This is a genomic window from Pseudoalteromonas sp. KJ63-1, assembly GCF_055808145.1.
Map to the genome: position 1 here is coordinate 343473 of NZ_JBVVRL010000002.1, position 12800 is coordinate 356272.

Genomic DNA, 12800 nt, shown 5'->3' on the forward strand with positions numbered 1-12800 from the left:
CATGAAAGTTATTTATGAGCCAGATTTTAATTATCAGTTAGGGTTATTAAAATACTTGCACCCATTTGATGGTGAAAAATTTGCTAAGGTTATTTCAGAGCTTGACGGCTCAGATATTGAAATAATCCATCCAAGTGAACCTGTTCCAACTAAAGTAATTAATGAGTACCTCAATGAGTTAATGAGAAAGTTGGTTTTGAGTAAAACACTTGTTTTACGTGCACTTGAAGTACCCAGTATTCCTTTTGTTAGCTTTGGTTTTATAGATAAAAAAATTTTAAGACCTATGCGCTTGGCTGTTTCAGGTACTTTATTGGGTGCTGAAAATGCCTTGGAGTCTGGTGAGATTATGTGGAACTTATCAGGCGGCTTTCACCATGCTAGTTATGCAAATATGGAAGGTTTTTGTGTTTATAACGATATTGGCATTAGTTATCAACAACTGCGAAAGAGTGGCCACTTAAGTGAAACTGATAAAGTTTTAATTATCGACGTTGATGCCCATCATGGAAATGGCAATGCTTTCTCGTTTAAAGACAACGAAAATGTACATTTACTAGATGTATATAATGAGGGTATTTACCCGACCTCACAATATACTCGTAACAGAATAAACTTCCCGGTTCCGTTAAAAAGTGGTGTAGAAGGCTGCGAATATTTAGAAAAGTTAACCCAAGCGCTTGAGTTAATAACGGGTAATTATGCTTTGGCTTTTGTTGTAGCTGGGACTGATGTATTGGCTGTTGATAAATTAGGTGGCTTTAAACTTACTATTGAAGATGTTGCCAAGCGTGAAAAAACTATACTTGCATATTTGAAAGGTCTTGAGATACCTACAGTAGTTACTGGTGGAGGCGGTTACTCAAAACAAAGCGCTTCGGCCATAGCTGCTGCAATTAAGGCTTGTTCAACACTATAAATTCATCACTTACTCTTTAAATAAAATCAAAGCCGGATATGCACTCCAGCTTGCTATTAAAAGCTACGCTTTTCACGTCAGCAAGCTTAACGCCTACGTTGATAAAGGTCGCGGGCTTCGAGCAGCGAGTTTTTTCTAAAACCTACTCTTTCAGCGCAGCGTCTCTTAATCTCTATGGTGCATAAATCACTTAAAAACTATTTGACCACAGAGAAGCGAATGAGGGGTAATGAGAAAGCTTCGGGCTTCGAGTGACGAGCAGCGAGCTTTTGCTAAAACCTAGAACCTAAAACCTACTCTTTTAGCGTAGCGCCTCTTAATCTCTGTGGTGTATGTAATGAGAAGATATAAAAACAGGGGTTAGGTTTTATACCATCACCCGAAATCCGTAGCCCGAAACCCGCGTTCCAAACATAAAACGCGCGGCATAAAGCCCCGCCTACAGGTCAGTCGGCAAGGGCATTATTTGTGGGCTGATAAGCGCCATTATCTAACGCATCAAAGTAGGCTTGGTAGCGACCGTTTTGCTTAAATTTAAGTAATTGCTGATTAAAAATTTCAAGCCGCTGTTTACTGTATTTGTTATTTTTAGGGAACATCATAAAGCTTTGGTTTATGAGTAAAGCTTTGGGATGATGGTTAATTGAGCTAAATAAGTTAGGTAACTTACTGGCCAAGATATAATAGCCGACGCTTTTTTCCTCAGCAAAGGCGTCAATTCTGCCCATAGCTAAGCGTTTAAAGTTTTGCTCTGTGGTACTTACTCGCGAGATATCAAATAAACCAGCTTGTAGTGCTTTATCAAATTCTTCGCCGTAGCTGTAAGCAAGGCCACCACCGAGTAATAAGCCTTTTAAATCGTTTAGATTTTGCCAATCAAAAAGGCGTTGTTTGTGATAAAAAAATACAAAACGCTCGTTTAATACGGGCTCACTGTAAAAATAATCCTCAGTACGTTGTTGTTCAAACATCCATACGGCGGTGGCTGCATATTTATCATTAATAGTATCGTGGTAAGCACGCGGCCAAGGTAAAAAGGTAAAGTTAACTTTAATATTGGCTTGTGCAAATAAGTCGGTGATCAAATGGGCAATCACACCTTGGTGGGGCAATGATTCACTCATAAAAGGGGGCCATTCGCCGGTACTTATATTTAAAGTAGTGGTGTGTGTGGATTGCTCGTCTTTAGGTTGAATTGCTTGAATTGCGTTACTGTAATCACTCACCAAAGCCATCAGAAAAAAAGATGCGGTAAAAATAAGGTATCTTAATTTAGCTGATAACATCACGTGCATATGTATAGTTTACTCCTTCTAAGCCATTAGGTTGAGAGTGGTGTTGTTTAAAAAGTAGGCTATTGTAGTGAGTGAAACTGAATGCACGCTTAAGTTAGATTTAAAGCCACCTTTGAATACGTTCAGCGTACTCTATTATTCTTTTGTTTGCATGTTTTTTGCACGTTCTTCAGCTTCAATTAGTGCTTGTGATTTAGGGGCGCGTTGTTTTTCTTCTATTTTCGGTTTTTGCGGAGAATTTGGATCCCAACTTTCATCAAGCGATAAGTTAGCAAATGGGTTGCTGCTTTGTGGCGGGATATCAGGCTTAGTGGGTTCAACTGGCGATACTTTTACTTGCTCAGGTTTTATCGCACTTTTTTTAGTGGGCAAGGGCGCATTGGGGTCGAAGGTGCGTATTTCAGGCTCTTTAAAGTCGTGCTCGATAGATGGCGTTAACGGTGAGCGCGGTTGTTTAGGCGAATGTAAGTCTGCCTTTGGCTGTTGAGGCGAAATGGGCTCAGCTGCAATAGGTGCTTCTTTTTTAGTCGCTGGTACAGGCTCGCTAGGCTGATTAACCGGCTTGCGCTGTTTTTTGATTTGTTTGGCTTCAGGGTCAAAGTCTCTTACTTGTGGCTCTGCATGCTCGGTGGCATTTTTTATCCGTTCTAAAGTGGCTTTAGCGGCGGCTTCAAACTCTGCGGTATTCGGTACTTGCTTTACTTTAACGGTGCTTACTTCGCTTGCGTTTAACTCGACACTTTCGGTTGTTGTTTGTAGCTCGTTTTTGCTGGTATCAAGAGTCTTAGATTCATCAATAGCGGTACTAGTTTGCTTGTCATCGCACTTAGTAGGAGTAGCAGCTAGTGGCATACTGGTATCAGCAGACGTGTTGTTTTGCTTAACATGGCGCAGGCGTATTAATACAACAACCCCAATTATTACTATTAAGAGTAACGCTACACTGGGTAACACTAGCGACAACATGTTTGATTTTTTAGGGGTGATGGGGCAACACTTTTAACTTGCTCTGTTGCTTTTACGGTAACCGGCATGGCAGTTTGTAAAGGTTCTACCGTGGTCTTTGTGACAGCTGAAGTTGTGTTGCTTTGGGGTGTTGCATCAATGCTAAATTGATCATTTTTTAGAACATCATTTTGTTCTGCTGTTGTTTTATTGGTTTGCGGCTCATTAGGCTCGGTAGTTGCTGCTGGTTCAGTTGTGTTCTGAGTGCGCTCTGTACTTTGATTGGGCGCTGTTACTAGTTGCTGTATAAGCGGTGACTTAGCTTGCTCCTGGCCAATGGGGGTTACAACTGATGAAACAGGCTCAGTTACTTGCTGTTTAGTAATTTTAGGTTTGGGTTGTTCAATAATAGGTTGTGGTTTTGTCTTTGCCGTTGATTGAGTACGTGTAGCTGGGTTGCTGCAGTTTTTTTTGTAGTCGCGAGCGGCGTTACGGTACTTACGGCTAGTTTTGTCATTGCTGTATTGCTGCATTTCTTGTTTTATAAGAATGCACATCGCTTCGTTGTAAGCGCCACTGCTAGCACTATAAAACAAAGCAAAACAAAAAAATAAGCAACTCAGTAACGGTTTCATAAAACTCAAAAGCGGTTAAGCATCAATGCCCTAATTTTAAGCGCAAAGTAAAAAATTATCTAGGGCTTAGCAATTTCACGATCTGAGCGTGGCTTAGTCAATTACCATTAAGCTGCGGTACTCGTCGTAAGCAAATTGGTCGGTCATGCCGCTTATGTAATCTTGGATGAGTCTACATCTGTAATAAAACTCATAAGCCGCAAAGTGGTCGGGCTCTTCTTGCATGGCATTTATGGCGTGCTGATAGCTACTTAAATGTTTTTTAGAGAGCTTTTTAACTAATCGTGACTCTATTAATAAACGGTTGTCGCCGTGTAATGCGCGTTTAAAATCGTCGCTAGTTAATTGTAGTAATGGCTTATAGCATTCTAGTAGGCCGTTAATAATACGATAGCCTTGTAGTTCAAGCTTTTCGACCTCTTTATGAGAAAACACATGTTCAAGCGCCACTTGCTTAAGGGCTTGGGTTGCAGCATGTAAGTAACTGCGATCTTCTAATAATGCATGATTAAAATCACCATGATAAATTGGCTCTATATTTTCAATAAAGCGTTTTGCGGCATGATTCACTAATGGATGCAGTAACGATACGCGTAAATAAATAAAAAATTCACTATTAAAATTAAAGGGCTGTGCTTGCGCGCGTTCAATAGCGTAATTAATTGCATCATCTACAAAGCTTTGGTGCTGGGTATCGTTTAAGGCTAAGTTGATCAGCGCTTTGTTATACTGCTTTTTTAATTGCTCGCACAAATGCTGAGTGCTTATTATGTCTTTTTCTACCGCGTCTTCTATGTCAGCCAAGCAATAAGAAATATCGTCTGCGGCTTCCATTATATAACTGGCGGGATGGCGACAATGCGGCTCCATTTTTAGCTCTGTTTGTAGTGCTTCTATAAAGCTTTTTTCGCTGTAGTAGTAGCCCACTTTTTTCATAATGTAGTTTTTATTTTGTGGAATATCTTGCTTTGCTAAACTGGCAGGGCGGGTATACTTTAAAATTGCTGCACTTTGGCTGTAGGTTAAATTTAGGCTGAGCAATGAGTGAATAATACGTATGCCTTGGGCGTTGCCTTCAAAGCTGCAAATATCTTGTGCTAAATGTTTAAAAATAATGCCTATACTGCTATTGGCTGTTTGGCAACGCTCAGGCGTAATACTTGCCAAGTTAGCATTAAACCAATTATTAATGGCGGCCTCGCCAAAGTGACCAAACGGCGGGTTACCAATATCGTGCATTAGGCAGGCCATTTCTACTAGGGTTTCTAGAGGGCGTTCTAAGCCGGATAAACCATATTCTTTTTGCTGTTGGTAATTTAGATTGGCAAAAACACGCTGCACGATAAATCGACCAACTTGTTGTACTTCTAATGAGTGAGTAAGACGTGAGCGCACTGCTGCGTTACGCTCAAGCGGAAATACTTGGGTTTTTTGTTGCAGGCGACGAATGGCTGCGCTGTTGATAATGCGGCCACGATCGCTCTCAAGCGCCATTTGTAAATTGGCTGTAGTGCGCTGCATGCGCGCAGGGGTGATTTTGCTACTGAAGTCGATCATGGCAATCCTTTTTATTTTTCACGTTAAGCTCTTATTTAATGCAGAGTTATGTTTTTTAGTGAGCCATCTTTAATCTATCAGCATGTATCATAAAGTAACAACTTGCTTTAATATTATTTTTTAAAATTAGCATACATCTATAGGTGTTTAAAATGAAATTATGGATCACAAAGGCAGTCTGTTTTTGCCTTTTGTTAGGGATGAATAATGCGTTTGCAGCCAAAGAGCAAACGGTTGTTATGATCTCAATTGATGGCTTGCGTTGGGATTATATTGAAAAGCACGGTGCACCAAATTTAAAAGCAATGGCTGAACAAGGAGTTAGGGCGCAAAAGATGCAGCCAGTTTACCCTACTAAAACGTTTCCTAACCATATTTCAGTGATCACCGGTTTACTGCCCGTTAACCACGGTATTGTTGATAATAAGTTCTGCGACAAAGCGCGCAATAATGAATGCTACAGCATGGGTAAAGGCCAAAAAGACAGTACTTGGGTACGTGGTACTCCCTTATGGAATTTAGTAAAAATGCATGGGCTTAAATCGGCAGTTTATTTTTGGCCTGAGTCGGATGCGCGCTTTAATGGCATGACGCCTGATTACTATTTTCATTATTCTAAACAAGGTGACTACCAAGACAGAATTGACCAAATTGTACAATGGTTAAGTTTACCTAAGGCGCAGCGTCCACGTTTTGTAGCCAGTTACTTTTCGCTGGTTGATAGTATTGGGCATGAGTTTGGCCCAGATGCAGTACAAACACGCGACGCCGTTCATAAGTTAGATGCCTTAATGGGGCAATTACGTACTCGCTTGAGCAAATTATCTCAGGATATAAACTTAGTCATTGTTTCTGATCATGGCATGGCAAAGGTTGATCCTGAGCAAAGCATTATTGTTAGCAGTTTACCTAAAGATGATAATTTTATTATTGTGAATACCGGACCTCGTTTACTTATTTATACTAAAAGCGATGCTAAAAATGCGGATATTGATGCATATAAAGCACGTTTACAAAAAGCGGCTAAGGGGCGTTATAGTGTCTTAAGTAGCGAACAACTTGCAGGCTACCATTATAATAGCGGTAGTAGAGTGGGTGATATTGTGGTGCAAACTAATGCGCCTGCGGTATTTAGTAACGGTACTAAAGCGCCTTATTTAGGTACACATGGCTATGCTTATAGTGATGATATGGCTGCCTCCTTTATAGCAGCAGGTCCTGCGTTTAAAAAAGGTGTAAGTATTGAGCTGGTGAATAATTTAGATGTTTATCCTGTGCTTGCCAAAGTAATGGGGTTAACGCTAATGAGTGAAGTAGATAGCGATGGCAAAACTTTACTTCCTGCAATAAAAGCAGGTAATGATTAATCATCAAAAAAGAGCGCCGAGGCGCTCCGCAAGGGAAACTTAATTGGTGTAAATGGGTAATAATTTACCCATTTATTTAGGGTCTGTTGATCTTTGCAGATTAATATTTGTTCAAACTAGGGGCGGTTTAATCGCGGCGCGAGGTTTGTAACCTAGTGGGCTAAGTAAAAACCGAGCAACAAAGAGTAAATCGCCCTTAGGCAGAACCCTTTGGGCAGCGCCTGTTTGGCATTGATGCTGCGTTATCGCCTATTTATGGGGAATAACCACACCACATAGGCTCTGCCTTGCCTAAATACCAAACAGACTGCTGCAAATTTAACCTTGAAAGATCAACAGACCCTAATGCTAAATCTTAGAATAAGCTCATTATTCACAATTGAGATTATTTAAAGTTGGCGATACTGGTTTTGGTATCAGTGACGGTACGAATAGCATATGCTTGGTTAGTCACACCAAATGGAATACCGTTTACGCTCCAATTTGGGTTTGAGAAATAATCGTACTGAGTCGCACTACCAAACACATGTGGGTAAGCCATAATACTGGCAAATTCATTTTGTACACCGTGGCCCATGCCATCAACATATACACCGCCACTAGTTGCGCCTTGTTTACGAGAATGTGTAAGGCCTTGATTATGACCTAGTTCATGTACGAATGTTGTAGCACCACAATCAACAGCTGTAATTGAGTACATACGATCGCTCATTGAGCTGTATAAATTGCCATTCGTGCCTTGGCCAACCCAAGCAATACCACATGAAATTAAACCGCTACCCGCACTTTGACCAGTACCTAGTACGGCTACCATGTCTGCTTTCCAGTCATTACGTAAACCATTTACGTAGCTGCTGTTTGTCACAGCGTCCAGCCAATCTTCTGAAGGGGTTATTGCGTGGTTACCTAAGTTTTGAGAGCCGACTAAACGCAGTGTAATATCAACGCCATTTTGGCTATATACTTGATTACTAAAAGCAATAAGCTGATTTATCTTAGTGTTAATATTACTGGTAGCGGCAGCTGATTGGTCGGTATATAAAATACCGATATCAATTGTTTCTGCTGATACTGTGCTTGCTGCACATAATGCTGTTGCAATAGCGGCTGTTGATATTATTTTTTTCATAGTCGTCTTTCCTTTCTTTTATGATTGCAGTTTTACTGCTGTGTCGTCTTTGTTTAGATTAAAAATTAAATAGAGGGTGACTTTTCATCACTGGGTGCAAACGGATCTCCACCATCAGTATTTTTTGGCGAGGGTTCACCTACTTGGTGTTCTATATGTGATTTGTATAAATCACGCTTTGCTGCAATCCAGCCATATTGTCCTTTGCTTTCAAAAACATAGTTGCCACTTGGGGCTGTAAATTGACCATATACTGCATCCTTGCCAACGGTTAATATGGTGGTGTGCATTGCTCCATTAGCACCAATCACTTGGCCAACAATACTTTTATCGCCGTTGCTGGCACTGGTAACGTTAGTTATTTCAGCGCTGTAGGTTTCTGCGGTTTGCGGTATAGCGAGATCAAAATTATCCCCTGCTTTAAGGGCTTTAAGTGCTGTTAAATCAAATTCTATATAGGCTTCATTTTGTAAATCAGTAGGCAGTACTTTTGCCGCTTTAAGTATTTCTTTGGCCTTAGTTGAAGGCTTATTTATTGCATCAAACGAGTCTTCAGTGTCGGCTAGTTTTTCTTCTGAGGGTTTGACTGTAATAGGGTCTTTACTCATATCAATTGGCAATGGCTTACGTGTTTGTTTTACAAACTCAGAATCAACAGGGACGATGTCTACGGCAATAGGGGCTACTGCCTCCTTATCGATTTTTTTCTGATTCTCAAGCAGTGTATAAATGGCAAATACAGACAAAGGAATAGCGATAATTAAAACAATGTAACGTTTCATCTGTTTCTCTTTTAGGGTAATTGGTGAAATAATTGTTAAGTTTTATATTAAAAATAGGATGAGATCAAATTTAAATTGTAACCATAAAGTGTTAATGGGGGTTTTTATAACTCATTGTAAGTATTTAGTTTGTCTTTTTGGGGGATATGTTTTTAGCTTAAAAATTACAGCTTTTTACAGCAATAATGCGCTCTGCGGGTTGTTTTTAGGTACGCGTTTATTTTTTAAATAGCAATGATTTTGATAGGCAAAAATTGATTAATAAAAAAATTTATTAACGTGATGTTTTTTCATATTCATTATTCAAAATTGCAATGTAAAAATAGGCAAAGTATGTTGTAACGTTAAAGCATGAAATGAGGGAATTATGGCAGGGACTGATCAATTACTTAGTCGCACTATGGCGGGACTTGTTGCCGTTATTATTGGTTTTTCAAGTTCGATAGCATTGATTTACCAAGTGGTGATCACTTTAGGTGGCACACCTGAACTAGTGGCAAGCTGGATATTAATGCTGGGCTTGGTAATGGGCAGTACCTCTATTGTGTTGTCGTTTTATTATAAAGTACCGATTTTAATTGCATGGTCGACCACAGGGGCTGCACTACTAATTTCAAGTGCTCAAGGCTATAGCTTACATGAAGCGATAGGCGCATTTATGTTATCGGCCTTTTTGGTGCTGGTGTCGGGAGTAACCGGGTGGTTTGAAAAAATTATGAACCGTATTCCTAGTGAACTGGCTTGTGCCATGTTAGCGGGAGTATTAGTGACATTTGGCATTGATGTGTTTAACTTTATGAACGATATGCCATTAGTTATTGGTTTAATGGTGGTGGTGTACTTTATTGGTAAGCGCTTTTTTGCCCGTTTTGCGATGCTAAGTGTGTTGCTAGCGGGTATATTTTTAGCGTGGTATATGGGTAATATCGATACCAGTACCGTGCATTGGCAAGCCAGTAGTTTTGCATATATAGCGCCAAGCTTTAGTTTGCAGGCATTTGTAAGTATAAGCATTCCTTTATACATAGTAACTATGACCTCACAAAACTTACCCGGTTTCGCTATTTTGAAAGCACATAATTATAAAGCGCCTATATCATCGTCATTAACTGTGACCGGGTTAATAAATTGTGTGACGGCTCCCTTTGGCACTTATTCCATAAATTTAGCAGCTATAACAGCGGCTATTTGTATGAGTGAAGAGGCTGATAAAGACCCTGATAAACGTTATTGGGCAAGTATTGCTGGTGGCGTGTTTTATATAATTATGGCGCTATGTGCGGCTATGTTAGTGGCAATTGTGGCAAGCTTGCCACAAGCATTAGTGTTAGCGTTGGCGGGTATTGCTTTGTTTGGCACTATTGCCAATAGTTTGCAGCAGTCTTTGCATAGTGCTGAATATACTGAAGCGGCTATCATTACTTTTTTAGTCACTGCCTCAGATTTAACTTTATGGTCGGTAGGCTCTGCCTGCTGGGGAATAATAGCCGGGGCAATCACATTAATAGTGACACGTAAGCGCTAAGCGCAGCTTTGAGTTATAAGTTGTCAGCTATCAGAAAGTGATACAAGAGAAAGCGCGAGATATACTCGCGCCTACAAGCTTTCACCGCACTTGGCTAATCTCCAGCTGAACGCTGAGAGCTAAAACCTAACCGCTGCTCTCTTTTTTTATAGCATTGGCTTTAATACATCGAACATGGCGTCTATATGATCGTCACGATCGTTAAGGGCTGCAATGTATCGGTATTTTTCGCCGCCAGCTTCTTCAAAAATTTCGCGGTTTTCACCTTCTAATTCTTCAAGTGTTTCTAGGCAGTCGGCGCTAAATGCAGGGCTGATAATTGCGATATCTTTAATTCCTTCGCCAGGTAAGCTCTCAAGAGTTGCATCTGTATATGGTTTTAACCATTCAGCTTTACCAAAGCGACTTTGAAAAGTAGTGATCACTTTATCTTTGTCTAGCCCTAGTTTTTCAACCACTAATCGTGTTGTTTGTTGACATAGGCAATGATAAGGGTCGCCATTATCTAAAAACTGTTTAGGCATACCGTGGTATGAAAACACCATTTTTTGTGGCATTCCATGTTTTTCTAAATCTTCACTAATACTATTAGCGAGTGACTCAAGGTACACAGTATTTTTGTGATACCCGTTTACAAAGTGCAGCTCTGGTACCCAGCGCCATTTTTTTAATACATTGACAACTGCATCAAATGTGGAGCCTGTAGTTGGGCTTGAATACTGCGGATAAAGTGGCAGCACAATAATACGGGTTAAACCTTTGTCTCTAAGCTCTTCAAGGCCCGCTTCGATTGATGGGTTACCATAGCGCATCGCCATAACCACTTCGGTGTTGGTATAGCCATGCTGTTTTAATAAGGCATTTAATTTAAGGCTTTGCTGGCGCGTAATATGAGTTAGCGGCGAGCCATTTTCGGTCCATATACTTTTATATAACTTAGCTGAGCGTTTTGGACGAATGCGTAAGATAATGCCATGGAGAATTATCATCCACACAATGCGTGGAATTTCTACAATGCGTGGATCAGATAAAAACTCACGCAAGTAAACACGTAATGCGCTTGCTGTGGGGGCATCTGGGCTGCCTAAGTTGGTCAGTAATATTCCCGTTTTTTGGTTAAAACGCCCGTCGTGGGGATTATCGGTAACGGCAGAAAATCGCGACACGTTGTGCTCCTTCAAGCAAAGTTATTAATTTATTTAAGCCCATTGTAACGAATAAAAGAGCAATTTAGATCAATCATTTAGCCGTTTTAACCATAATTCTAAACGGAGTCGGCTTTTTGGCTTCGAGTTGTTGTAGCTTAACAATCGATTTTGAATTGAAAACATGCTCTTTGGGTAAAAGCATAATGCCTGTATGGCTGTGTAGTGAGTTTGCCAGTGTCATATTTTCTTCAAGCTCTTGAGCGCAAATTATTTTAATTGAGCCAATAGAACTATCAGAGGTAATTAATTTAGTATGGCTTGCTTCAAGTGCATCGACAATACGCGGGTGATATAAGCTACCACTGTTGGCCTTAATATTACCGAGCGCAGCCTCATGGCGTTGTTTTGTTGTAAGTAATGGATCGCTTTGCTCATAATGCTCCCAGTAATCGCGAGCTACGCTGAGCACCATAGCACCAATTGGAATATCGTTTTTAGCAAGTCCTTTGGGGATACCTTGGCCGTTGTATCGTTCGAACTGGTGATAAATTGCATCAGAAACATCGCTCAAGTGAGTCGCTGGCATGAGCATTAATTGTGAAATACTTGGGTGGGTATAAAACGTTTTGCGCTGTACTTCATTAAGTTCATTAATAGGTTTGTTGTAAAGCTCAGGATCCATTGCAAGTAAACCAATTTGAGCTAAGTACCCGGCAATAGGCGCAAGCGTAATACTTTTTTGCGATACATTAAGATAACGCGCTATTTGGGTGCATGTGCCGGCTATATTTTCTGCTCTTTTACCATCGAGATAAGGGTTTGCATTGATAAAATTATAAAGCAGTTCAACAGTCGATTGATGCTCTCTTTTTTCACTTTCATTAGCGACTTCTAGTTTTTTTAGTACACTTCTAATTTGCTTTGTTCGCTTGTCGACAAGTTGCTCTAAATTACTATTAAGCTCTTTTAATTGTTCATTTTGCTGATTTACATGGCGTTGTAAAATTTCATTGTGTTTTTTTAGTCTAAACTTTTCAACGCCTGACTGGATAACACTAATTAAGTGATCATTTTGCCAAGGTTTTTGCACATAAGCATGAATGCCTCCTTCGTTAACGGCACTGACTGTTGACTCTAAATCGGAAAAACCAGTTAACAAAATACGCTGGCTATCGGGAGCGATTTGTCTTGCTTTAGCTAAAAACTCAGCCCCACTCATTTTTGGCATGCGCATGTCACTAATGACGACATCAAATTGCTTTGCGTGCATTTTATCAAGTGCATCTTGGCCATTGGTTGAAACAGTCACATCAAATTTATATTGGCGCAACAGTCGTACTAAAGATTTGAGTACATTAGCTTCATCGTCCAAGCATAAGATGCTTGGCGGCAGTTGATTGAGTTTTTTTATTTCATCTAATTCTTGCATCACGAAATGCCAGTAAAAAGTTTATATTTAAATTTAGTCTAAGGGTAGTAAGTAAACAACTCTTTTAAT

The 12800-nt window shown here is 40.1% G+C and carries 11 protein-coding genes; 3 read left to right on the forward strand and 8 right to left on the reverse strand.

Translation table 11 applies throughout. The features are described from left to right. Position 1 precedes the first annotated feature (1 nt). Entirely contained in the window at positions 2-919 is a 918-nt protein-coding gene (locus AC0L7Q_RS18010; protein WP_413403464.1) for a histone deacetylase family protein, read from the forward strand. Positions 920-1365: 446 nt separating this feature from the next. Here AC0L7Q_RS18010 and AC0L7Q_RS18015 read toward each other — a convergent pair whose 3' ends face one another. From AC0L7Q_RS18015 to dgt, 4 genes are all read right to left on the reverse strand, one after another. Next, entirely contained in the window at positions 1366-2214 is an 849-nt protein-coding gene (locus AC0L7Q_RS18015; RefSeq protein WP_409426097.1) for a substrate-binding periplasmic protein, read from the reverse strand. 135 nt (positions 2215-2349) lie between these two features. Next, the gene (locus tag AC0L7Q_RS18020) at positions 2350-3168 is read right to left on the reverse strand and encodes a hypothetical protein (protein ID WP_418157366.1); all 819 of its coding nucleotides are present in this window, start codon (positions 3166-3168) and stop codon (positions 2350-2352) included. Then, positions 3168-3794: a hypothetical protein gene (locus AC0L7Q_RS18025; RefSeq protein ID WP_418157367.1), complete on the reverse strand. Its 627-nt coding sequence runs from the start codon at positions 3792-3794 to the stop codon at positions 3168-3170. Before AC0L7Q_RS18025 ends, AC0L7Q_RS18020 begins: the two co-directional genes overlap by 1 nt. A gap of 93 nt (positions 3795-3887) precedes the next feature. Beyond that, entirely contained in the window at positions 3888-5351 is a 1464-nt protein-coding gene (gene dgt / locus AC0L7Q_RS18030; protein WP_413403468.1) for a dGTPase, read from the reverse strand. A 152-nt stretch (positions 5352-5503) separates the two neighbouring features. Between dgt and AC0L7Q_RS18035 the strand changes: the two genes are divergently transcribed. Then, positions 5504-6718 carry an alkaline phosphatase family protein gene (locus tag AC0L7Q_RS18035; protein WP_413403469.1) on the forward strand — a complete coding sequence of 405 codons (1215 nt, stop codon included), beginning with the start codon at positions 5504-5506 and terminating at the stop codon, positions 6716-6718. 385 nt (positions 6719-7103) lie between these two features. On the opposite strand, the gene AC0L7Q_RS18040 is transcribed toward AC0L7Q_RS18035, so the two are convergent. Both AC0L7Q_RS18040 and AC0L7Q_RS18045 read right to left on the reverse strand, forming a co-directional pair. After that, complete coding sequence (locus tag AC0L7Q_RS18040; RefSeq protein WP_138605714.1) at positions 7104-7847, reverse strand: zinc-dependent metalloprotease family protein; 744 nt, start codon at positions 7845-7847, stop codon at positions 7104-7106. Positions 7848-7912: 65 nt separating this feature from the next. Then, complete coding sequence (locus AC0L7Q_RS18045; protein ID WP_413403471.1) at positions 7913-8629, reverse strand: hypothetical protein; 717 nt, start codon at positions 8627-8629, stop codon at positions 7913-7915. A gap of 367 nt (positions 8630-8996) precedes the next feature. Here AC0L7Q_RS18045 and AC0L7Q_RS18050 point away from each other — a divergent pair, with 367 nt between their 5' ends. Then, positions 8997-10154: a benzoate/H(+) symporter BenE family transporter gene (locus tag AC0L7Q_RS18050; protein ID WP_413403473.1), complete on the forward strand. Its 1158-nt coding sequence runs from the start codon at positions 8997-8999 to the stop codon at positions 10152-10154. Between the two features lie 146 nt (positions 10155-10300). On the opposite strand, the gene hemH is transcribed toward AC0L7Q_RS18050, so the two are convergent. Together hemH and nosR are read right to left on the reverse strand one after the other, a co-directional pair. Further along, the gene (gene hemH, locus AC0L7Q_RS18055) at positions 10301-11320 is read right to left on the reverse strand and encodes a ferrochelatase (protein WP_413403475.1); all 1020 of its coding nucleotides are present in this window, start codon (positions 11318-11320) and stop codon (positions 10301-10303) included. Between the two features lie 73 nt (positions 11321-11393). Further along, positions 11394-12731: a response regulator c-di-GMP phosphodiesterase, NosR family gene (gene nosR, locus AC0L7Q_RS18060; protein ID WP_413403477.1), complete on the reverse strand. Its 1338-nt coding sequence runs from the start codon at positions 12729-12731 to the stop codon at positions 11394-11396. Positions 12732-12800 lie beyond the last annotated feature (69 nt).